Raw genomic sequence first — 20,336 nt, 5'->3', positions numbered from 1 at the left:
GATGGTGACAGACGACCGTACCGAGCGGTGGGAGTACGAGGTCATCAGACCGCCGAGAGGAGAGACCAAGAAAGAAGCCGAGGACCCGAAGTCGGTGCTGAACGAACTCGCCGCCGACGGGTGGCGACTCGTCGAGACGGTGGATTACACCGGCGGCGGGACGAAGTACTTCGTGTTCGAACGGCCGGTTCGCACCGGCGACGACGCGCCCGGTGAGGCGAACGGAGACACCCGCGCGGACGAGGAGGGCGAATGGTGAGCGACGGGTCGAGCGGGTCCAACGCGGAGTACTCCGACGACGTCGACCGGAGCGTCGACGTGAGCACGGCCAACACGATGCGTGACCGGGCAGGAGAGAGCCGGTTCAAGATATGGGTGTTGCTGGCCGCGAACCGCCTGCACGTCACCGCGGTGCTCGCACTCGGCGTGTTCGTCTCGTTCGTCCTCCTCGTGGAAGTCGTCCCCCCGTCGCTCCTCCCGCAACTCGACGCACAGGACACGATAGAGACGATGTTCTCGACGATGATCAGCGCCATCATCACCGGCGTGACGCTCGTCGTCACCATCGGTCAGTTGGTCATCTCGCAGGAGAACGGCCCCCTCGGAGACCAGCGCGAACGGATGGAGAACTCGATGGACTTTCGCGACTACGCCGAGGAACTCATCGGCACGCCGAGTCCCGCCGACCCCTCGACGTTCCTCCGTGACCTCGTGAACGTCGCAGAAGAGAGAGCGGAGGCGGTTCGAGACGGCCTGAGCGGTATCGACAGCGAGCAACTGCAGTGGGAAGTCGACGAGTTCACCGACAGCGTCGTCGGCAACTCCGAGACGGTTCGCGACCAACTCGACGGCGCGACGTTCGGGACGTTCGACGTGCTGTTCGCCGCGCTCAACTACAACTACGGCTGGAAGATATACCAGGTCGAACGGCTGGCGCACGACCACGCCGAGGACCTCGGCGAACCCGAAGAGGACCTCCTCCACGACCTGAAGACGGCGCTGTCGCTGTTCGGTCCGGCGCGAGAACACGTGAAGACGCTCTACTTCCAGTGGGCGCTCATCAGTCTCTCGCAGATGATACTGTACGTCGCCGTCCCCGCGTTGGTCGTCGCGGGCGTCATGCTCACCGTCGTCGAGGCGGCGACGTTCCCGGGGACGACGTTCGGCGTCGAACACATGACGGTCCTCGTCGGCGCGGCGTTCACGCTGACGCTGACTCCGTTCTTGCTGTTCACGTCCTACGTCCTCCGCATCGTCACCGTCGCGAAGCGAACGCTCGCCATCGAACCGCTGATTCTGCGAGATTCACAGCGGTGAACGCGCCGCTCCGAGTGGTGAGTCCGTGAGAAAGCGCCGAGGGTGAGATTTGAACTCACGTGTCCGAATGGACAGTAGATTTCGAATCTACCGCCTTGGCCGGGCTAGGCTACCTCGGCTTGCATTCTCTGTTGGGAGGTGGTGCGTTTAATCGGTTTCGGTTTCGACGGCCCACGTGGGAGTCACCCGGAGGACTAAGTCACGTGACGACTCCACACGTGGTATGGATATCCCCGAAGCGAGCGAGGCGTGCGGCGACGTCCTCGCAGAGGTCTCGAAGGCCGTCATCGCCGAGCAGGAGTTCTTCGAGCGAATCATGCTCGGCGTCCTCTCCCGCGGTCACGTCCTCTTAGAAGACGTCCCCGGCACCGGAAAGACGCTGAGTGCGCGGAGCGTCGCCACGGCCCTCGGCCTCTCCTTTTCCCGCGTGCAGTTCACGCCGGACCTCCTCCCCTCCGACGTGACGGGGACGAACATCTACAACGAACGCGAGAAGTCCTTCGAGTTCTCCGAGGGGCCGATATTCGCGAACGTCGTCCTCGCCGACGAGATAAACCGCGCGCCGCCGAAGACGCAGGCGGCGTTACTGGAGGCGATGGAGGAGGCGCAGGTGACCGTCGACGGCGAGACGCACGAACTCCCGAAGCCGTTCTTCGTCATCGCGACGCAGAACCCCGTCGAGAGCGAGGGGACGTTCCCGCTCCCCGAAGCGCAAATAGACCGGTTCGTCGTCAAGACCGAAATCGGCTACCCCGACGCCGACGGCGAGGTCGAACTCCTCCGCCGACGCGTCGGCCGCGAGTCGCGCAGTCCGAGCGTCCGGTCGGTCCTGACGCGAGACGAAGTGATGGACGTGCGCCTCGTCCCCGAAGACGTGCGCGTCGACGAGGACCTGCTGCGGTACATGGCCGACGTCGCGCGGACGACGCGAACCGACCGGCGGGTGGAAGTCGGCGTCTCCCCCCGCGGGACGCAGCGACTCCTCGAAGCCTCCCGCGCCCGTGCGGTCCTCTCGGGGAGAGCGTTCGTCACGCCCGACGACGTAAAGCGCGTCGCGCCGGCCGTCCTCGCGCACCGTCTCGTCCTCACGCCGGACGCGCAGGTGAACGACGTAGCGAAAGCAGACGTCGTCTCGGACGTCCTCGGCCGGGTGGACGTACCGACCGTCGAGTAGCGGCGTCGGGCACGACAGCTACGTACCTGCCGTCCGACCGTCCCGTATGGACACCGACGAGCAACTGCACGAACTGGACGCCCGCGGATGGCGGCGGGGCCTGTACGCGGACGTCAAACGGACGTTTCGCGCCCCCATCGTCAACTGGATATTCCGGACGACGATGGCCAACGAACCGGCGTTCCTGCGCCACGCGTGGGGACAGGTCAAACCCGTCTTCCAGACGCGGGCGTTCGCGAGACTGACCGTCCGGTACCGGGACGCCGTGCTGGAAGCGATGGACGACGCGGAACCGAGCGCCGAGGACGCGCTTGCGACGTACCGTCCGGGCGACGTCGGCCTCGAACCCGCCGCCTACCGCGAACTGCGGGGGCAACTCGCGACGTACGACGTGGTCGCGCCCCGTCTCGCGGTGCTGTTCGAGACGATGGACCGTGCGCTCCACGACGAACCGGTCGGTCACGCCCCCGCCGAAGACCGGGCGGCGACCGAACCGTTCCCCGACTGGCTCGACGCCGACCGGGGACGCGCGCCGACGTTGCTCGACGCCGAGGACGTCCCCGACTCGCTGAGCGACACCGTCGACGCGGTACAGACGTTCCACGGGTTCGACGACCAACTGCCCAGCATCTACCGGACGCTCGCGCAGTGGCCGTCGTTCTTCGAGCGGATGTGGGCGGACACAGAGCCTCGATTAGAGAGCGACGCCTTCGAGACGGCGTGCGAGCGCACCGACGACCTCGTGTCGTCGTTCGTGGACACCACCCCCTACCGCCCCCGACTCGCGCCCGCCGACCTCGAACGCGCCGGCTTCGACGACGAGACGATATCGTCGGCGCAAGCGCTGTTCCGGCAGTTCAACGGCGGTCCGGTCCAGACGGTGCTTCCGGGACTGCCGGTGTTCGCCGCGACGGTGGGCGCGTCGGGCGAACGCGACCTGCTGTAGGAGCGGAGACGCTACCGCCCGCGACGGACTCGCCGTCCCTCGTCCCGGCCGCCGCGGAGTGCGGCCACGAGTGCGACGACGCCGAGGAGCAAGAGCACCAGCACGGCGATGGGTTGGCCGCCGCCGACCGAGAGGTACGCGGCGTAGGTGACGGCGATGCCGACGACGCCGACGAGGAGCGTCGTCGCCGAGTGGACGAGCGTGAGTCGCGCCGTCTCGGCGTCGCGGCCGAGTTGTTCGCCGACGCCGATGGCGTACTCGCCCGCGTCCCACGAGACGACGGTGCCGAGTGCGGCCACGAGGAGGGGTTCGGCGGCCCCGCCCTGGGCGCCGGCGTAGAGGACGCCCGCGAACAGCGCCGTCGTCCCGAGCGTGACGAGGCGGCGAGAGGCGACGAACACGCCGACGGCGAGGACGACGACGCCGAGGGCGGCGGGTGCGACCGCTCCCGCGGAGGCGACGCCGACGCCGACGAACCCGACGGCGGCCGCGACGAGGGACACGGAGATGCCCGTCAGCGACGGCCGGCGAGTGATTTCGGTCATCGCGTGCCTCCTCCGTTCATCGCGACCACCGCCGTCCGGCGCGGGCGAGTTCGGTCGCGAGCGGTCGCTCGCCCCAGTCGACCACCCGGACGCCCGCCCGGCGGAGTCGGGCGAGGCGGTTCTCGCGTTCGACCCGCGAGAGGCGGTGACCCGGCGTGTCGTCCACCGTCGCGTCCGGGCTGACGACGGTGACGAGGTGGCCGTAGGCGTCGAGGCGTCGCGCGGCGGTGACGGCGAAGTCGTCCGCCAACGGCGAGAAGAACAGCACCTGCGCGTCCGCCGGCAACCGTCGTCGGAGGCGGCGAATCGCGACGATAGGGAAGTACGCCTCGTCCGTCGGCGTCGGCGCGAGAGCGGAGTTCGTCGCGAACAGCCGTCGGGCGCGGACGCGGTGGTCCGAACCGGTCCCCGGCGAGAGCCAGCACTCGTGCGGCGAGAGCGCCGCGACGCCGACGCGGTCACCGCTGTCGAGGAGCGAGGAGAACGCCCGCGTCGCCGCGTCGACGCCGCGTTCGACGGCGTTCTGTTCGCCCTCCTCGGGCGCGACGTACGACTCCGTGCGGGCGTCGACGAGGAGGACGACGGTGGCGGCGCGTTCCTCGCGGAACTCCAGCGTCGCCATCTTCCCCGTCCGGGCGCGACGGTTCCAGTCGATGCGGTTGAGGGGGTCGCCGCGGCGGTACTCGCGCGTGGAGTAGAACTCCAGCCCGTCGCCCGCGACGTTCGTGGCGACGCGGCCGGTGTACTGGGTCGTCAACCCCCTGAGCGGAAGGTCCGCGGTGGCGTCCAGCGACGGCGCACACCGGAGCACCGTCGCCGTCTCCGGCGAGCGTTCCGCGCTCCGTTCGGTCTCCGCGCTCGGACTGCGGACGACGGCGCGGAGGGGGTCCCACGTGTGTTCGCCGCGGACGGCCTCGACGGTGTAGGAGAACGTCGCCGACTTCCCCGGGCGAAGCGCGGTGCCGAGGCGCGCGGACCCGTCGGTCACTTCGAGGGCGGGAGGGACGCCGTCTATCAGTCTGAGGTCGGTCAGCGCGCCGTCGCCGACGTTCCGGACGGTGACCGTCACGTGGACGTCCGTTCCGGTGTCGGGAGCCGTCTCCGACAGTTCCCGCGTGACCGTCAGCGTCGGTTCGGGCGCGTCGGTGAACCACGCGTACGCCGTGAAGGCGACGCCGAGGCCGGCGACGAGGAGCAACGGGGGTTGCTGAAAGAGGACGCCCGCCGCCCCGGCGAGGAGGGCCGCACCCTCGATTCCGGTCCAGCGGTTCGTGTCGAACGGGGTCATCCGTCGGCCTCCGGGAGGGCGTCCGCTCGGTCGTGAATCGCCTCTATCGCGGCGACGGTCCGCGCGGCGCGCGCCGCCGGCGACGACTGGCCGCGGACGACGAGGCGGAGTCGAGTCGACAACGCGAGGGGAACGTCGCCGCCGAGGTATCGGGCCGCGACGGGGTCCGTCGTCCACGTGCCGTCGTCGACGTGCCGTTCGGCCCGTTCGACGGAGCAGTGGTCGTGGAGGACGAGCGACTCTATCGCGACCTCTCGGAGGCGGACGCGGAGGTCGGTTCCGCCCATCGACCCCCACCCGCCCGTCCGAGAGAGGTCGCGGTCCACGTCGTCGCCGGGCGTCGGCACGCGGTAGCGGAGTTCGGGGTCGCCGGTGTCCGTCGACCGGTAGTCGACGCTGCGGCGACGGAGGGCGTACCGGAGGCCCTGCACCCCGGCGACGAGTCCGACGACGACGACGAACACGAACGTCGCACTCAGTCCGGGGACGACGAACCCCGCGAGGCCGGCGAGTCCGCCGAGGACGGCGACGACGCCGACGGCCGCCGCGAGCGTATCGGCGTTCACGAGTCACGCCCCCACTCGTCGCCTTCGGCGGTGTCGCCTCCGCCGGCCTCGTCGGCGTCGGCGTACGCCGCCTCGATACGTCTCAGCGCGGTGACGGCGCGTTCCTCTCTCGTCACCGTGGCCGACTCCCCGCCGTACCGGACCTCCTCGAACAGGTGCGTGAGTTCGTCGACGTCCTCGCGCGCCATCCCGGCGTCGACGGCGGCGGACGCGAACTCGCCGGGCGTACTCGTCCGCGGGTTGGAGATGTCGAGGAGGCCCGTCATCTCGGCCCACGCTCGGTACACCTCGTTCTCCACGTCGGCGTCGTCCTCGATTCGGTCGGCCGCGGCCCCGGCGGCCCGTCCGAGTTCGCGGACGTCGACGTCCGCCTCCTCGTCTTCGACGGTCCTGCGTTCCTCGGCGGCGTCGTCGCCCGTCGAGAAGAACAGGAGGGCGACGGCTCCGAGGAGGACGAACACGAGGAGGAAGCCGAACATCGCCGTCGGCGGCGCGACGGCCCCCTCGCCGGACCCGCCGATACCGCCGCCGCCCTGCGGGAGCGAGAAGTTCCCGCCCCCGGGGCCGAGATTCGCGCCGCCGAAGTCGACGGGGCCACAGACGGTGAGAAACATCCAGAACACGTAGCCCGGGAGGCCGAACGTCACGGCGACGGCGGCGACGGGGAGGAGCGACTTGGTGTCGTAGTAGACGACGGCGAGGAGGCCCGCCAACAGGGCGAGGAGGCCGAGCATCACCGCGGGGTGCGTCAGAATCGGGAGGCAGAGCGAACCGAACGGCTGTCCGCCGCCCTGCGTGTCGTCGAGTCCGACGCTGTCTTGGTCCGAGGGACCGAGACCGGTGGCACCGGACGTGCCGCCGCCGAACCCGCCCCCGCCGCCGGTCACGGCGGAGTCGATGGTGGCCGCCACGACGCCGAGGGCGAGGACGGCGAGGAGGGCGAGGGCGACGGTTCTGGCGGCGTGTCTATCCACGTCACGACGTACCGGGACACACAGTAAATGAGTTTCGAGATTGTAGTGATTCAGATGACAGGAAGACAGTCACGAGACCCGAACGGCTTTGACGAGGGGTGACGGCCCTACGCACGAGACGCATGTCGGCATCGGGACCACAGAGAGAGTACGCGGAGAGAGCCAAGCAGACCGGCCGGTCGGCCTACGAGACGGCGATAGACGTGGTCGTGACCGGAATCGTCGTCATCATGCCCGTCGTCGTGACGATATACATCTTCGACCTCGCACTCGGGTTCGTCTCGGGCGCGCTCGAACCGCTCGTTCGTCTGTTGCAGTGGGCGGGTATCATCCAGGGGATTCGAAGTCAGCCGTTCGTCGGCTTTCTCTTGGAGACGGAACTCATCGCCAGCGAGGTGGGGTTCGTCTCGGAACTCATCGCGCTCGCTTTCCTCGCCGTCGTCGTCGTCGTCGCGGGCCTCCTCGCGCGACACCGGTACGGCGAACACGTCATCGGTATGTTCGACTACTTCATCACGAAGATTCCCGGCGTCGGTGCCGTCTACCGCAGTTTCCGCCGGATGGGAGACGTGATGCTGGACGACGGCACCGAGAACTTCCAGTCGGTGAAAGTCGTCGAGTTCCCCACGGACGGAAGCTACGTCATCGGGTTCGAGACGGCCCAGTCGCCGCCGAGCATCTGCGAGGTGACGGACACCGAGGGGATGGTGACGCTCTTCGTCCCCCTCGCGCCGAACCCCGTGATGGGCGGGTTCCTCTCGCACTTTCCCGAAGAGCAGGTGATGGACGTCGACATGACCGTCGAGGAGGGCGTCCGGAGCATCGTCACCAGCGGTATCGCCACCTCGCCGACGGAGGACTCGGGGATGAGCATCGACGACCTGACCGACCTCGGAATCAGTCCCGACGACCTCCCGGGGACGCCGGACTGAGACGCCGGACGCCTCTCGCCGCGGCCGCGATTCCAGTCCGACTGGAATTTTCGAACCGTTTCGGAAAATTATTGTCAGATTTGATAAAGGTTGAAGTAGGACCGGTGTCTGTGTCTATCTGTCCCGAGGCGTGCACCGTGCAGGTGCGTCCGCGGGACGAGAGACCCCTCAGTTGACGCCGCCAGTCAACGTCGCGCACCTCGTCTGCCGCCCCACTCCCCGCTTTCCTTCGGCCCTCCACGCGGTCACCAGCGACCGCACCGTTGGGTTTAGGTCGATTCACCGCCGAACTGTCGAAAGTGACCGAGACAGCGTGCTCCTCCGTCGTGCGGTACGTCACGAGTTCGTCGACTCGTGAGTCCGTCGTGGACGCGCTCACAGACGGTCCGAAGACGACGCGAACGCTCTGTACGACGCTCGACGCCAGCGAGTCCGGCGTCTACGCGGCGACCGGTGGCCTCCGAGAGAACGGCGTCGTCGAAGCGACGGACGACCGACTGCGACTCACCGGCCTCGGCCACGTCGTCGCCGACTTCCTCGAACGCCGACGGAGCGTGGAGGCGTTGGTGGAGACGGACCGCGACTACTGGCGGACGCACGACGTTCGAGCGCTCCCGTCGACGTTCCGCGCGCGCCTGACCGAACTCGCCGACCACGACGTGTTTCGCGTCTCCGACACGGACCCCGCGGGGGCGGTTCGACTCATACACGACAACCTTCAGGCGGCCGACTCCGTCGCCGTCGTCAGCCCCGTTCACTTCCCCGGCCTCGGCGAGACGCTTCGAGACGTCTGCGCGGACCGGCCGGGTCGTCTCCTCGTCACGCCCGACGTGGTCGAAGAGATACACCGCTACGGCGGCGACGTCGTCGTCCCCGAGCGACTCACGATACGCGTCGCCGACGCGTCGTTCGCGCTCGCCGTCGCGAACGAGACGACGTTCCTCTCGCTGCCCCGCCTCGACGGGTCGTACGACCCGAGCAGCGAACTGGTGGCCGACGGCGACGACGCCGTCCGGTTCGGAACCGACCTGTTCGAGGCCGTCTGGCGGGACGCGACACCCATCGACGACGTGACCACGACCCGTTCTATCTGAGTCCGCGCCCCCGTGTCGTACGGACGCCTCGCGCGTGGTTCACCGCGTCGAACTATCATCGTCTAGAAACGTCGATGCCCGGGGCCGTCGAGCGAGAGGGCTACCGCGAGTGCTGGCGCGAACGGGCCGCGGAGTTCGGCCTCCGCGTGGGCGACGAGGCGCTCGACGAAGCGGAGGTCGAGGGGGTAACCGACGCCGATACGGACACCGACACCGATATCGACTTCTCGCCACCGGACGAGGGCGAACGCCGCCTACGGGTCGACCCACCACAGGAGTTCGGCCGTCGGGTCCGAGCCGGCGGGACAGACGACCGTCGCCCGGCGTTCGTCGCTCGCGGGGACGTTCGCGAACGTTACCTGCCGCGACTCGTCTCCGCACGTCACTTCGACCTGCGAGCGCTCGATACCCGTGTTGCCGCGATTCAGGAAGCGAACCGTCGCGTGGACGGTCCCGTTTTCGGCCGTCTCGACCCGGTCGACGGTCGCCGTCGGTGCCGCCGCCTGCGGCGTCGTGAGCGCGGCTCCGACGACGAGGCCGAACAACGCGACGGTCAGGAGGGCGCTGAGGAGCATCACCCCGAGTTCGACGCGGGTGACCGCCTCCCGGTCGTCCTCGCCGTCGTCCCGGGTCACGTAATCACCACCCGTGCGCCGGACGCGCCGAGCGTGGACGCGAACCCGAGAACGACCGTCTCACGGAGACCGACGGCGAACGGAACACCGTCGAACCGACCGAACGCGGCGAGGAGCGTCGCGGCGACACCGACGCCGATGGCGTAGACGACGAACGTGTTTCCCACCTGAAGGGGGAGACTCCGCCCGCGGATTCGGTTCGACTGCCCGCGGAACTCCAGGATGTACAGCGTCGTGAACGTCGTCGAGAGAGCGACCCCGGCGAGTGCGAGCGTCCGACCCCAGCCAATCTGCGTCGCCACCACGACCACTTCGTCGGTCGGGGCGATGGGGAACGCGACGAACACCGCGCCGAGGACGAACACCGCGAGGTCGCCCGGAAACGACTCCGCGACCCCGTTCGACCGCCCGTCGTCGGTCAGAAGCGAGTTCGCGAGCGACGCTCCGAACGCGAACGGAACGACGAGGAACAGGCCGAGGCGGGCGAGGAGCGTCGGCGAGTCGCCCACCTCCGCGACACCGAACAGGAAGAGGACGAGGAAGGCGGCGACGAGACTCTGAAGAATCACCTCCGAGAAGTCCGTCAACGCGGGACGACCGAACGGTCGCGGATGTTGTTCGTGGTCCTCGCGGAAGCCGACGCCGCGAATCACGACGTAGACGAGTGTTAGGCCGACGACGGCGTACGCCAGGACGTACCAGGCCGGGAGGCCACGCGCGAACCACCATATCTCGTGTGTGTAAGCCGCCGAGAGACCGAGGACGAGAAAGCCGCCGACGACTCCTCTGCCCTGCTCTCTGAGTTCTTCGACCACGTCGTCACGCATCGCCAGAGCGGTTCGCCCGGTCGGGATATAAACCGAGAGGCCGTCGGACGGACGGGACGCCGACGCGAGTCGGGTCGAATCGGTCCGGAGTCGCTCAGAGCGACCCGGTGAACAGGTAGACGACGTACGTCCCGACGAAGAGGACGCTGTTGTAGAGCGCGTGTATCACGACGGGGACGACGAGGTTCTCGGTTCGCTCGTACGCCCACCCGAGGAGACAGCCGACGGTGAAGATGGCGACGAGGGCGACGGCGGCCCCGCTGTTCAGCGTCCCGAAGTTGAGGACGTGCAGCGCCGCGAACAGCAGTCCCGCACCGACGACGGCGGCGACGGGGCCGAACGTCCGGCGGAGTCGGCCCTGGATGGCCCCGCGGAACAGCAGTTCTTCGGCGGGCGCGACGAGGAGTATCGACAGCACCGCGAAGACGACGAGGAGGCGCGGGTCGGCCACGACGGCGTCCGAGAGGACGGTCGACGTCGGTTCGATGGGGAGGTACTGACTCACGGCGGTGAACGCCACGGCGACGAGGAGGACCGCGACGGTGTAGCCGCCGGCCGTGCGGAGGTCCGCGCGCGTCGGCCGGCGGACGGGGATGCCGGAGAGCCACCGGTGGAGGTAGACGGCCCCGACGGCGGCGAACCCGAGTTGGCCGGCGGCCGTGAGAGCGACGAGGACGGCGCCGCCGGTGAGGGCGAGGCCGACAAACACGAGTGGGAGTGCGACGGCGAGTCCGAACGCGAGGTTCGCGAGGAACCCCGCGAGGAAGAGGCCGACGGCGACGGCGACGGCCCGCGCGGCGCCCGTGCGCCGCGGTTTCGGTTCGGCTGTGGGGAACTGAGTACTCATGATGAACACCGGCGGACACGTCCGCCGACGCGGAGAGATACGTCGTCTCGGGGCTTGACTGTAGCCTGCGACGTGCTCGCTCGGTGCGGTCGGCCGTCGCCTCTCTCGCGCGACTCCGACGCCGCGGCAACAACGCTCAAGTACCACTCTCGGCCGCAGAAAAGGCTCACGCTCCCGGTCAGGATGTCGACGTGTCTGCTGTTTATCCCTCCGAAGACCCAAGCGAGGGTATGGTCTCAGAAGGCGACGACGCACCCGAGTTCACGAACAAAGTCGCGAACGGCGACGTCGAGGAGTTCTCGCTGAGCGACGCGGTCGGTGACGGACCGGTCGTCCTCGCGTTCTTCCCCGGCGCGTTCACGCCGCCGTGTTCGAACGAGATGGTCGCACTGGAGGACCACATCGACGACTTCGAGGACGCCGGCGCGTCGGTGTACGGCGTCAGCGCGGACTCGCCGTTCTCGCTCAACGCCTTCCGCGACGAACACGACCTGTCGTTCTCGCTCGTGAGCGACATGAATCGAGAGACGATATCGTCGTACGGCCTCGAAACCGACATCGAGGACCTCGGTCTGTACGGCGTCGCCAACCGCGCGGTGTACGTCGTCGACGAGGAGGGTGAAATCAGCTACGCGTGGGAGGCCGAATCCCCCGAGAACGAACCCGACTACGACGAGTTGGTCGACGCGGTGCAGTCGGCGTAGACGCCGCGCGAACCCCGCGATACGCGCTCGTTTTCGTTTTCCTTTTGATTCGACCGTTCGACCACCCGACCGCTCGACCACCCGACAGCGCGACTCTTCGACCGTTCGACACCCGGTGGCGTCGCCGCCGGACGCACAAGATACTTCAACTGAGAGGAATATCCACGGGCGATGCCCTCCACCGAAATCGGGAGACGACGGTTTCTCGCCGCCGCCGGAACGACGGCACTCGCGACGCTCGCCGGGTGTTCGGACCGACTCGCGACGGAGACGGGCGGCGACGCCTCGACGCTCACGTTTCGCGTGTTCCCGTTCGACACCGGACTCCGCGACCGGTACGTCACGGACCTAAATCAGACCCGCGTGCCGTGGGACGAGGCGGCGTTCGCGGCCGCCCGAAACGACAGCGAGTACACGACGCAGTACGTCGAACCGTTTCCGACGCGCGAACCCGTGTGGGCCGAGTTCGGGGGGACGTACTACCACCTCGACGAGGTGGTCGTCGGCGAGGAAGAGGTCACCCACCCGGTACTCAGACTGCAAGAAGAGCGACGCGTCAGCGAGGACGAGTCCGGCGCACCGCCCGCCGTCGACCACGGTGACCTCCCACAGGTCGACCGGAAAGCCGTCCAAGTCGCCTACATGGCGGCCCGTGCCCGCGGCAACGTCGGCGGCGTTCCGTGGGGTCTCGTCCAACGCGGGGGCTACGTCTACCGCGACGGCGAGGCGACCGAAGACAGCGACCTCCTCGCCGACGACGCACCGTCGTACGTCACCTTCCGTGACCGGGTCTGGGCGGTCGAACTGGCGACGGAGACGTTCCACGAAGCCGTCTACCGACCCGTCGCCGAACCCGTCGCCGAGAGCGACGCGGAGATGGAGGCGGTGATTCGGGGGACACTCGTCGGCGCGCGACTCGACCCCGAGTCGCTCTCGGAGTCCGAACGCGAGATTCTCAGCGACGCCCGCACCGACGGGTACGTCGCCGAGCATCCGTTCCCCGACGCGTTCGTCTCCCTCCTGAAGCGACTGGACGAACGGGCGTACGCCGACGGCAACGTCTCGAAGGACGGCGGCGCGGACGACTACCCGCGGCGGACGGTCGTCCGGTACGGAGACGAGTACTTCGAGTACCGACTGCGACTGGACGAGGCGGGCGAAAACTGAGTCGGAGACGGGCCAAAAGACCGAACCACCCCCGCCCCGTCCGTTCGACCGACCATGACAGACGAGACTGCGATACCCATCGAGTCGTCGGTCGTCGAACGCGTCGCCGAGGAGTCCGGCGTCGACAGCGAGGGCCTGATGGCCGCGCTGGTCGAACTCGACGCGACGCTCATCGGCCAGCACTCGACGCTGGAACGGAGCGGCGACTACGTCTCCGTCGACGACACCCGCGCGTACCGCATCAGCCGAGAGCGGTTGCAGACGGTTCTCAACGACTTCACCTTCGACGAGCGTATCGAGGCGGCCGTCGTCCGCGCCCACACCGAACAGGCCGACCAGTTCTTCGCCTCGGCCACGCACGCGACCGAAGGCTTCGACGAGGGAGAGGTCGGTATCGTCGTCGGCGTGAACACCGCAGAAGAGTTCTAATCGTCAAAAAAGTCGCGTCCGAGCGGACAGTTACTTCGCGAACTTCTGCGCCTCGGCGAGTGCGTCCGGCGCGTAGATGACACCGGCGCCGATGTCGGCGTCGCTGTTGCCGTTACTGAACCGCGCCGTCCGTTCGATGACGTTCTGCACCTGTTTCGCGTTCAGGCCGGGCGCGACTTCGCGGACGAGTGCGACCAGTCCGGCCACCTGCGGGGCGGCCATCGACGTGCCGGCTTTGAACCCGTAGCCGGTGCCGCCGCTCAGGTCTCTCGGAACCGTCGAGTAGACGAGGTTCAGCGGGAACGGCCACGCCGTGTCCGTCGCGAGCGTCTTTTCTAACGTCTCGTACGCACCGCCGGGCGCGCCCACGTCGATGTCGCTGGTGCCGTAGTTCGAGTAGAACGCCAGCTTGTTGTTCGGCGCCGTCGCGGAGACGCTCATCGCCCCCGGAACGCTGTTCGGGAGCGTGTAGTACCCGCCCTGCTGGAGGTTCGAGGAGGCGTTGCCCGCGCTGGCGGTGACGACGGTGCCGCGCTGGACGGCGCTCTGAACCACGCGCTGGTAGGCCACGTGTTCCCCGGAACTGTGCTCCGAACCCTTGATGACGCCGCCGCCGAGGCTCATGTTCGCCGCGTCTGCACCGACGTCGGCCGCGTAGTCGATGGCGCTCAGGATGTCGAAGTCCGTCGTGTAGAGGACGGTGACGGTCACCTCTTCCTCGGTGCCGTCGCCGTCCTCGTCGTACGGGTAGCCGTCTAGCTGTTTCCAGTAGAACACGCGGAGCGGAATCGCCTCCGCGTCGGGCGCCATCCCGGCGATGCCGACCTTCTCCTCGTTCTTCGCCGTCGCGATGCCGGCGCAGTGACTCCCGTGCGACTGCACGTCGTCGGCGGCCGCTTGGTCCTTCGTCGCCGGAGCACCGAGATACGTGTACGAAGCAATCTCCGGTCCGTTCGGGTACCGCGCCGCGACGGTCCGGTCGCCGTCGACGACGGGACTGCCGAACACGCCGTCCGCGCGGAACAGTTTGCCGCGCCCCGTCGCGGTGTCGAGGTCAGGGTGGTTCGTCGCGATACCGGTGTCGATGACGGCGACGGACCGACCCTTTCCGGTCGCGGTGTCGTGCGCCCGGAACGCGCCCGTCGTGTCGTCCATCTTGTCCCACTGGATGTCCGCGTCGTCGTCGTTCGTCGACTCCTCGGTACTCGACGCCTCGCGTGCCGGGCCGGAGAGCCGATAGCCCGCGTTCGGGTCGACGGAGTTCACTCCCTTCACCTTCGAGAGCGCGGACGCCGAGTCGGCGACGACGAGGTGGACGGAGTCGTCGGCGACGGAACTCACTACCTCGAACCCCTCGCGTTCGAGTCGCTTCAGGACACCCTTTCCGGAGGACGTGACGACGAACTGGTCTCGGCCGTCGGCGGCGCTGGCCGTACCCATCGCGGTGAGCGCGACTGCACTGCTCGCGGCACCTTTCAAGAACGTTCGTCTGCTAAGTGGAGACATAACGTCCCGCTGTCCGAAGCGAGATTATTAATGATTTTTCAAACGGGTTGAAACTGTCAGCTGGTTTCACGGAAGTCGACACGTTCCGTCCGTGTCGGTTCGCTCTCCCGGAGGCAGTGAGAACACACGAGAGTCCCCGTACGCTCGCCTCGTCCGCTCTCGCTCTCGTCGGGTCGCCCTCGCTCCCGCATCAGTACGATTTATTGTTCGTCACGATAACTAACAGTTGTTCGATGTATGGGTCCCGACGAGGTGTCACGCTCGGCGTCCGTCCGGCGTCGGCCGCGACGGTGACGGGTCGCGTCGGGGACGACGGCCGCCCGGAGAGGGGGCGATGAGCCCGGCGCTCTGGCCCGTCGTCGCCGCCGCCGTCGCGGCGTTGGGGTCTGCGTTCCTGGCGACGGTGCTTCTCGCCTACCGCGAGAAACCCGGCGCGACGTGGCTCGCGGTCACGCTGTCGAGCCAAGCGGTGTTCTGCGCGACGACGGGCGTCGGCTACCTCGTCTCGGACCCCCCGACTCGTCTGCTGTTGGAGACGACTGTCTGGACGGCGCTCGCGATACAGGTCGTCTCCTTCCTCGCGTTCACGCTCTCCTACAGCGGCCGCGAGCATCTCGTGGACACGCGCACGTTTCACGTCGTCTTCCTGTTCCCCGTGGTGACGGGCGGTCTCATGCTGACGAATCCGTACCACCACCTCATCTGGCCCGCGTTCCGCGTCGTGCCGACGGCCGGTCTCTCGACGGTCGTGTACACCCCGGTTCCCGTCGGCGTCGCACTCGTCGTCCTCGGTATCTTCATCGCCGCGACGGGCGCGCTCGTCCTCGTCGACACCGCCGTGAGCTACTCGCTGTACCGCGTCGAGGCCATCGCTATCGCCCTCAGTACGATTCCGCCCGGCATCGCCGAAGTCGCCTGGCTCCTCAGCCTCGGGCCGTACCCGCAACTGAACCTCGTCCCCCTCGCATTTATCCCCCACATCCTCGTCGACGGCTACGCCGTCCTCGGGACGGACATGTTCGAGTTCAACCCGACCACCCGGCGCGTCGTCGACAACACGCAACTCGACCACCTCGAATCGCCGGTCGTCGTCGTCAACCGCGACCGCCGAGTCATCAACCTCAACGCCGCCGCGACGGCCGTCTTCGGCGTCGCCGAGTCGGCCGCGCTGAAGAGGGACCTCGACGAACTCGTCGGCACAGCCGTCGACCTCGACGCGACCGACCAGACCATCTCGACGCGGGTCGACGGTTCGCTGCAGTACCTGGCCATCACCCCCTCCGAGCACACCGACCCGAGCGGAACCGTCGTCGCTCACAGCGTCGTCTTTCAGGACATCACGGCCCAGCGTCGCCGCGAGCAACGACTGGACGTGCTCAACCGCGTCCTCCGGCACAACATCAGAAACGACCTCAACGTCGTCGTCGGCAACCTCGAACTCGCCCGCTCGGAGACGAGCGTCTCGGCCGACGGCGGACAGCACGCGCGGACGCAACGGGACGACCGACTCGCGACCGCCGAACGCTACGCGAGCGGCCTCCTCGAACTCGCCGAAGACGCGCGCACCATAGACCGCGTCGTCGACCGCACCGACGTGACCCGAGACGCTGTCTCGCTCCGGCGCGTCGTCGACGCCGCCGTCGCCGACGCGGACGTGGACCGAACCGTGACCGTCGAGGTGGACGAGGACGCGGTGGCTCGCACGGACCCCGACCTCCTCTCGACGATGGCCGCCCGCCTCCTGTTGGCGCTGGCGGAGTACACCGACTGCGACGTCGACGTGCGACTCGACGTGACCGACGACGCGTACGGCCTCCAGTTCCACACGGCGACGCCGCTTCCGAGCCACGAAGTCGACGCGGTGACCGCCGAGTCTGAGACGGCGCTGAACCACGCCAGCAGTCTCGACCTCTGGATGGTCCGCTGGGGCGCGGAGATTCTCGGCTGCGAGTTGCTGTTCGGGGAGGGGGCGACGGCGACGGTTCGGGTGCCGAGAGACGGGGCGTGAGTCGGGTCACCGGGCGGAGTCGACGGCCGGCATCCGAACCCTCAGGTCCACGGAAGCCGTCTCTCCGACCGATGGAGGAGTTGAGACCACGGAGGGGAGAGAGCGGCTCTGGTGCGTGGTTTTGGGTGAAGCAGGGAAGGAGAGACGCTTCGATCTCAGATTCAACCGAAGAATCACTTCGGGATTCTAACTACTCGTGCGGAGTAGCGGTCGTCGACATAGCGCCGCCGCTCACCACCGGGCGGTCGCTTATCGCGGACAGATGATTATCCTATGCCCGTCTGCTTATTCAACAACATGAGAACCGTATTCGCCGTCACTATCGGTGACCGAACGTATTTCCCGGTCAACTCGATCTGAACGAGGAGGTCAACGGCTCTCCAAATCGAGTACAGCAGACAGGCGAATGCGAAGTAGAAGAACCGCAGTACGAAATTCTTGGCTCTGTTGAAATCCTCAGAGAGTTACAGGACCGAGCAGTAGTTTGACCGAATGCAGGCCCTCCCGAAGTCTCGGTTGCTCCGGTTCGTTGAGCAGGCGTATCACTTTGCTCGTCGAGCAACCGCTCGATACTCTTCGAAGTTCTCGAAACGACGGTACACACTCCACCAACACATCGTTTTACTCTGCCTCAAAGTCCGGAAGAACACGACGTATCGGATGCTTCTCGACGAACTCATCGAGATGCCTCGGATTCGACGTGCCATCGATCTTGAAGAACTCCCCTCTCCTTCGACGTTGTGTAAAGCGTTCAACCGGCTCAATATGGCTGTCTGGCGGGTTCTCCTCAACCTCTCCGTTACGCTTCTCCCGACCAACGGTATCGTCGGGATCGACGCCTCCGGGTTCGACCGCAGTCATGCCTCAAAACACTACACGAAGCGAACGAAATTGACGATTCAGCAGTTGAAAGTCACGGTTCTCGTAGACACGAGAGCGAACGCGATTATCGACGTACACGTGACGACGACACGGAAACACGACTCGCAAATCGCACCGTCCCTCATCAAGCGAAATACCGACGAAGTAGTTGTTCTCCTCGGAGATAAAGGGTACGACGACCAGAAGATTCGAACGCTTGCCCACGAGCAGGATGTTCGTCCGCTCATTAAGCACCGCACGTTTTCGTCGCTCCACAAGGCGTGGAACGCTCGGATCGACGCCACTCTCTACGGGCAGCGTAGTCAGAATGAGACGGTGAACTCTCGGCTCAAACGCAAGTACGGTGCCTTCGTCCGTTCACGACGCTGGTGGAAGCAGTTCCGTGAGCTCGTCATCAAATGCGTTGTTCACAACGTGGAACGCGCCCTCGCAATTTCACGCGACGAGTACGAGCGTCTGTGATTCTGAGAGGAGCGGACTGCTGAATAGAACGGGTGCTGGTACCGACGTCGGATCCCGTATCGGTGAACCCACTGGTTGGGCCGGGGTGGACCATGTACCGAATACGGGGCCGAGAGATGATGCGTCCGCGAACGGTGGGCGAAAACGCGTGCCAATCAGTAGCAGGTCTTTACAGCTGGAAGCCCATGGGACAGACAATGGTTACTGAAGCGACGTTCACGGTTCCGTCAGACCAGTTCCCGCTGGGGACAGTGTTCAACCAACTGCCGAACGTGACGGTCGAGCTGGAGCGACTCGTCCCCGCCCAGGACGTCGTGATTCCCTACTTCTGGGTGCGGGGAACCGAAGTCGCTGACATCGAGAGTGCGTTCACTGAACACCCCGGCGTGCAGGGGATCCGGCTCGTCGACTCTGTCGAGGACGAGTACCTGTTACGCGTCGAATGGACGCTGGAGTACGATGACGTGCTAACCGTACTGGCAGAGACATCGATTCCACTGATCGAGGCTATCGGTACAAACAAACAGTGGACGTTCGATGTCCGCGGTGATGAGCAACGTGACATCGTAGAATTTCAACGGCGCTGTCGAGAGCTGGATATCCCGATCACGCTGACGTCACTAACCGCACTCACCCCGGTTGAGACGGCGATCGAAGTCATCCTCACTGACACCCAGCTAGAGGCGCTGGTGCTTGCCTACGACCGGGGGTACTTCGAGTCTCCCCGCGAGGTCACGTTGGAAGCCCTCGGCGAGGAACTCGGCATCTCACAGCAGGCCGTCGGCTCCCGCCTCCGTGGAGGGATCAAGGCAGTCCTCGGGGACGCGCTCTCGGGCCTTACAGTCAACCCCGAGTGAGTAGGTAAAAACGGTTTGTGTACGAAAAAGGGAGTAAGTACGGTTTGTGTACGAAAAAGGCAGCCTGATTGCCCCTAGTACCTTGTGTGATTATAATGAATGCAGATCTCGACTTCGAGGCACTCGCGCACGAACAGCGCCGTACGCTCTTGCTCGCCCTCCTCGAATCGAACCCGCAGGACGCAGGGTTTGAATCCCCTACAGGACACTCAGTGCTGACCGACGCCGAGCAACGAGAGCAGATCGAAATGTTTCACATCCACTTGCCAAAACTCGAAGACCACGGCTACATCGAGTGGAACGAAGAGACAGGTCAAATCGTCAAAGGGCCGCAGTTCGACGAGATCCGGCCATTGCTCGAATGCATCGCCTCCGACGACGCGGAGTGACGACGAAGAGGTGATTGCTTTCGTACGCGTAGTCGCATACCCATACTATACATGAGTCCGTCATCACCCACTTCATCAGCCAATGCGAGGAGTTACGCCGTAATCGAGGCTGTCGCCACGGAGATGGATGTTCACCCCACTGAATTGCCCGAGAAACTATACGACGTGGTCGACCCCGGCTCGTTAGATTCGTTGTTCGCAAACAAAACCCCGACAGACGGCACTGTGACGTTCACGTACTGCGACTACACAGTCACTGTCACCGCAAACGGCGACGTGAGTCTCGAATAATAGCGGGTCATCCGGCGCTACGACACTCCCCCGAGACGGACACCCGCCCCATACGCCACACACGCCCTTGATGCCGTCGTCCGTCTCGCCTTCGTCACGCAGCCACGTCTTCGCACTGGCAATCTCGGTATCTCATCCTGGTTGGCAAGTAGGCATATCCTGGGGTTCTTGTCCTGTTCGTCTATATCCCCTTATTCGTCGCCGTCGTCTGAAACAACTGGGAGGGTCACAAGCCCATTCTAACAGTTGTTCAACCGTGAAGTTGAACTTCGATCACTGAGTCCTGCTGAGTACACCTCTGTACGTAACACCGAGTGCCGGAAAGTCACGTGATCGACGCTTCCTCCTCTATTCAGCGCGGGTGCTGAAACCTATCATCGTTTGAGGATTTCAACAAGGCCAGATTTTCCACCCATCCTCGTAGGGGACGTGTGCAAACCGTAGTTCTAGCCGCAGGAGTTGGTAGCCGGATGTGGCCGTTGACAGACTCGCGTCC

Annotated in this window: 22 protein-coding genes, 1 tRNA gene and 1 pseudogene; 14 read left to right on the top strand and 10 right to left on the bottom strand. The window is 66.2% G+C overall.

Annotated features, from left to right (window positions below):
- Position 1 precedes the first annotated feature (1 nt).
- Together BM282_RS04020 and BM282_RS04015 are read left to right on the top strand one after the other, a co-directional pair.
- On the top strand, positions 2-259 hold the full coding sequence (locus BM282_RS04020; RefSeq protein WP_089876979.1) for a DUF4177 domain-containing protein: 258 nt from the start codon (positions 2-4) through the stop codon (positions 257-259).
- A gap of 77 nt (positions 260-336) precedes the next feature.
- Positions 337-1,317 (top strand): hypothetical protein, encoded by a 981-nt coding sequence (locus BM282_RS04015; protein ID WP_394327782.1) that lies wholly within the window; start codon positions 337-339, stop codon positions 1,315-1,317.
- A gap of 34 nt (positions 1,318-1,351) precedes the next feature.
- Here the strand turns inward: BM282_RS04015 and BM282_RS04010 are convergent.
- Positions 1,352-1,436, bottom strand: a tRNA-Ser gene (locus tag BM282_RS04010).
- A gap of 104 nt (positions 1,437-1,540) precedes the next feature.
- Between BM282_RS04010 and BM282_RS04005 the strand changes: the two genes are divergently transcribed.
- Complete coding sequence (locus BM282_RS04005; RefSeq protein WP_089876975.1) at positions 1,541-2,491, top strand: AAA family ATPase; 951 nt, start codon at positions 1,541-1,543, stop codon at positions 2,489-2,491.
- A 46-nt stretch (positions 2,492-2,537) separates the two neighbouring features.
- On the top strand, positions 2,538-3,437 hold the full coding sequence (locus BM282_RS04000; RefSeq protein WP_089876973.1) for a halocarboxylic acid dehydrogenase DehI family protein: 900 nt from the start codon (positions 2,538-2,540) through the stop codon (positions 3,435-3,437).
- An 11-nt stretch (positions 3,438-3,448) separates the two neighbouring features.
- Here the strand turns inward: BM282_RS04000 and BM282_RS03995 are convergent, their stop codons facing one another.
- The 4 genes from BM282_RS03995 to BM282_RS03980 are packed head-to-tail and all read right to left on the bottom strand — an operon-like array spanning position 3,449 to position 6,810.
- Positions 3,449-3,982, bottom strand: a complete 534-nt coding sequence (locus BM282_RS03995; RefSeq protein WP_089876971.1) for a DUF7519 family protein — start codon at positions 3,980-3,982, stop codon at positions 3,449-3,451.
- Between the two features lie 16 nt (positions 3,983-3,998).
- Positions 3,999-5,270: a DUF58 domain-containing protein gene (locus tag BM282_RS03990; RefSeq protein ID WP_089876969.1), complete on the bottom strand. Its 1,272-nt coding sequence runs from the start codon at positions 5,268-5,270 to the stop codon at positions 3,999-4,001.
- Positions 5,267-5,836 (bottom strand): DUF7269 family protein, encoded by a 570-nt coding sequence (locus BM282_RS03985; protein ID WP_089876967.1) that lies wholly within the window; start codon positions 5,834-5,836, stop codon positions 5,267-5,269. The genes BM282_RS03990 and BM282_RS03985 overlap by 4 nt, the downstream gene beginning before the upstream one ends.
- Complete coding sequence (locus tag BM282_RS03980; protein ID WP_089876965.1) at positions 5,833-6,810, bottom strand: DUF4129 domain-containing protein; 978 nt, start codon at positions 6,808-6,810, stop codon at positions 5,833-5,835. The genes BM282_RS03985 and BM282_RS03980 overlap by 4 nt, the downstream gene beginning before the upstream one ends.
- A gap of 122 nt (positions 6,811-6,932) precedes the next feature.
- Here BM282_RS03980 and BM282_RS03975 point away from each other — a divergent pair, with 122 nt between their 5' ends.
- Positions 6,933-7,742, top strand: coding sequence for a DUF502 domain-containing protein (locus BM282_RS03975; protein ID WP_089876963.1), 810 nt, complete (start codon positions 6,933-6,935; stop codon positions 7,740-7,742).
- 299 nt (positions 7,743-8,041) lie between these two features.
- On the top strand, positions 8,042-8,836 hold the full coding sequence (locus BM282_RS03970) for a transcriptional regulator FilR1 domain-containing protein (protein ID WP_089876961.1): 795 nt from the start codon (positions 8,042-8,044) through the stop codon (positions 8,834-8,836).
- 254 nt (positions 8,837-9,090) lie between these two features.
- Here the strand turns inward: BM282_RS03970 and BM282_RS03965 are convergent, their stop codons facing one another.
- The 3 genes from BM282_RS03965 to BM282_RS03955 form a co-directional block, all read right to left on the bottom strand.
- Positions 9,091-9,471, bottom strand: coding sequence for a hypothetical protein (locus BM282_RS03965; RefSeq protein ID WP_089876959.1), 381 nt, complete (start codon positions 9,469-9,471; stop codon positions 9,091-9,093).
- Positions 9,468-10,298: a DUF2391 family protein gene (locus BM282_RS03960; protein WP_089876957.1), complete on the bottom strand. Its 831-nt coding sequence runs from the start codon at positions 10,296-10,298 to the stop codon at positions 9,468-9,470. The genes BM282_RS03965 and BM282_RS03960 overlap by 4 nt, the downstream gene beginning before the upstream one ends.
- A gap of 94 nt (positions 10,299-10,392) precedes the next feature.
- Positions 10,393-11,145 carry a CPBP family intramembrane glutamic endopeptidase gene (locus BM282_RS03955; RefSeq protein WP_139229686.1) on the bottom strand — a complete coding sequence of 251 codons (753 nt, stop codon included), beginning with the start codon at positions 11,143-11,145 and terminating at the stop codon, positions 10,393-10,395.
- 230 nt (positions 11,146-11,375) lie between these two features.
- On the opposite strand from BM282_RS03955, the gene BM282_RS03950 reads away from it, so the two are divergent.
- From BM282_RS03950 to BM282_RS03940, 3 genes are all read left to right on the top strand, one after another.
- Positions 11,376-11,849 carry a redoxin domain-containing protein gene (locus BM282_RS03950; protein WP_089876953.1) on the top strand — a complete coding sequence of 158 codons (474 nt, stop codon included), beginning with the start codon at positions 11,376-11,378 and terminating at the stop codon, positions 11,847-11,849.
- 171 nt (positions 11,850-12,020) lie between these two features.
- Positions 12,021-13,016 carry a hypothetical protein gene (locus BM282_RS03945; protein ID WP_089876951.1) on the top strand — a complete coding sequence of 332 codons (996 nt, stop codon included), beginning with the start codon at positions 12,021-12,023 and terminating at the stop codon, positions 13,014-13,016.
- 54 nt (positions 13,017-13,070) lie between these two features.
- Positions 13,071-13,445 carry a hypothetical protein gene (locus BM282_RS03940; protein WP_089876949.1) on the top strand — a complete coding sequence of 125 codons (375 nt, stop codon included), beginning with the start codon at positions 13,071-13,073 and terminating at the stop codon, positions 13,443-13,445.
- Positions 13,446-13,475: 30 nt separating this feature from the next.
- On the opposite strand, the gene BM282_RS03935 is transcribed toward BM282_RS03940, so the two are convergent.
- Positions 13,476-14,951, bottom strand: coding sequence for a S8 family peptidase (locus BM282_RS03935; protein ID WP_245758289.1), 1,476 nt, complete (start codon positions 14,949-14,951; stop codon positions 13,476-13,478).
- 334 nt (positions 14,952-15,285) lie between these two features.
- On the opposite strand from BM282_RS03935, the gene BM282_RS03930 reads away from it, so the two are divergent.
- The gene (locus BM282_RS03930) at positions 15,286-16,959 is read left to right on the top strand and encodes a histidine kinase N-terminal 7TM domain-containing protein (RefSeq protein ID WP_089876945.1); all 1,674 of its coding nucleotides are present in this window, start codon (positions 15,286-15,288) and stop codon (positions 16,957-16,959) included.
- Between the two features lie 266 nt (positions 16,960-17,225).
- Here BM282_RS03930 and BM282_RS19010 read toward each other — a convergent pair.
- Positions 17,226-17,402 (bottom strand): annotated as a pseudogene (locus BM282_RS19010) (transposase); the annotation flags it as partial.
- A gap of 49 nt (positions 17,403-17,451) precedes the next feature.
- Between BM282_RS19010 and BM282_RS03920 the strand changes: the two are divergent.
- The 4 genes from BM282_RS03920 to BM282_RS19005 all read left to right on the top strand — a co-directional run bounded on the left by BM282_RS03920 (position 17,452) and on the right by BM282_RS19005 (position 19,840).
- Positions 17,452-18,303: an IS5 family transposase gene (locus BM282_RS03920; RefSeq protein WP_089876943.1), complete on the top strand. Its 852-nt coding sequence runs from the start codon at positions 17,452-17,454 to the stop codon at positions 18,301-18,303.
- A 197-nt stretch (positions 18,304-18,500) separates the two neighbouring features.
- Positions 18,501-19,160, top strand: a complete 660-nt coding sequence (locus tag BM282_RS03915) for a helix-turn-helix domain-containing protein (RefSeq protein ID WP_089876941.1) — start codon at positions 18,501-18,503, stop codon at positions 19,158-19,160.
- Positions 19,161-19,255: 95 nt separating this feature from the next.
- On the top strand, positions 19,256-19,549 hold the full coding sequence (locus tag BM282_RS03910; protein WP_089876939.1) for a DUF7344 domain-containing protein: 294 nt from the start codon (positions 19,256-19,258) through the stop codon (positions 19,547-19,549).
- Between the two features lie 51 nt (positions 19,550-19,600).
- Entirely contained in the window at positions 19,601-19,840 is a 240-nt protein-coding gene (locus tag BM282_RS19005; RefSeq protein WP_089876937.1) for a HalOD1 output domain-containing protein, read from the top strand.
- The last annotated feature ends 496 nt before the right edge of the window (positions 19,841-20,336 follow it).

Origin of the sequence: Halogeometricum limi, assembly GCF_900115785.1 — an archaeon.
Lineage (GTDB): Archaea > Halobacteriota > Halobacteria > Halobacteriales > Haloferacaceae > Halogeometricum > Halogeometricum limi.
Note: the sequence above shows the minus strand (reverse complement) of the source record. Positions and strands in the feature narration are given on the sequence as shown.

What these genes read in the sequence shown, in the direction of transcription:
- BM282_RS03910 (WP_089876939.1), top strand. Translation starts at nt 19,256, where the DNA reads ATGAATGCAGATCTCGACTTCGAGGCACTCGCGCACGAACAGCGCCGT.
- BM282_RS03945 (WP_089876951.1), top strand. Translation starts at nt 12,021, where the DNA reads ATGCCCTCCACCGAAATCGGGAGACGACGGTTTCTCGCCGCCGCCGGA.
- BM282_RS03990 (WP_089876969.1), bottom strand. Translation starts at nt 5,270, where the DNA reads ATGACCCCGTTCGACACGAACCGCTGGACCGGAATCGAGGGTGCGGCC.
- BM282_RS03915 (WP_089876941.1), top strand. Translation starts at nt 18,501, where the DNA reads ATGGTTACTGAAGCGACGTTCACGGTTCCGTCAGACCAGTTCCCGCTG.
- BM282_RS04020 (WP_089876979.1), top strand. Translation starts at nt 2, where the DNA reads ATGGTGACAGACGACCGTACCGAGCGGTGGGAGTACGAGGTCATCAGA.
- BM282_RS03960 (WP_089876957.1), bottom strand. Translation starts at nt 10,298, where the DNA reads ATGCGTGACGACGTGGTCGAAGAACTCAGAGAGCAGGGCAGAGGAGTC.
- BM282_RS03955 (WP_139229686.1), bottom strand. Translation starts at nt 11,145, where the DNA reads ATGAGTACTCAGTTCCCCACAGCCGAACCGAAACCGCGGCGCACGGGC.
- BM282_RS04015 (WP_394327782.1), top strand. Translation starts at nt 337, where the DNA reads ATGCGTGACCGGGCAGGAGAGAGCCGGTTCAAGATATGGGTGTTGCTG.
- BM282_RS03930 (WP_089876945.1), top strand. Translation starts at nt 15,286, where the DNA reads ATGAGCCCGGCGCTCTGGCCCGTCGTCGCCGCCGCCGTCGCGGCGTTG.
- BM282_RS03935 (WP_245758289.1), bottom strand. Translation starts at nt 14,951, where the DNA reads ATGTCTCCACTTAGCAGACGAACGTTCTTGAAAGGTGCCGCGAGCAGT.
- BM282_RS03920 (WP_089876943.1), top strand. Translation starts at nt 17,452, where the DNA reads ATGCAGGCCCTCCCGAAGTCTCGGTTGCTCCGGTTCGTTGAGCAGGCG.
- BM282_RS03940 (WP_089876949.1), top strand. Translation starts at nt 13,071, where the DNA reads ATGACAGACGAGACTGCGATACCCATCGAGTCGTCGGTCGTCGAACGC.
- BM282_RS04005 (WP_089876975.1), top strand. Translation starts at nt 1,541, where the DNA reads ATGGATATCCCCGAAGCGAGCGAGGCGTGCGGCGACGTCCTCGCAGAG.
- BM282_RS03950 (WP_089876953.1), top strand. Translation starts at nt 11,376, where the DNA reads ATGGTCTCAGAAGGCGACGACGCACCCGAGTTCACGAACAAAGTCGCG.
- BM282_RS04000 (WP_089876973.1), top strand. Translation starts at nt 2,538, where the DNA reads ATGGACACCGACGAGCAACTGCACGAACTGGACGCCCGCGGATGGCGG.
- BM282_RS19005 (WP_089876937.1), top strand. Translation starts at nt 19,601, where the DNA reads ATGAGTCCGTCATCACCCACTTCATCAGCCAATGCGAGGAGTTACGCC.
- BM282_RS03975 (WP_089876963.1), top strand. Translation starts at nt 6,933, where the DNA reads ATGTCGGCATCGGGACCACAGAGAGAGTACGCGGAGAGAGCCAAGCAG.
- BM282_RS03995 (WP_089876971.1), bottom strand. Translation starts at nt 3,982, where the DNA reads ATGACCGAAATCACTCGCCGGCCGTCGCTGACGGGCATCTCCGTGTCC.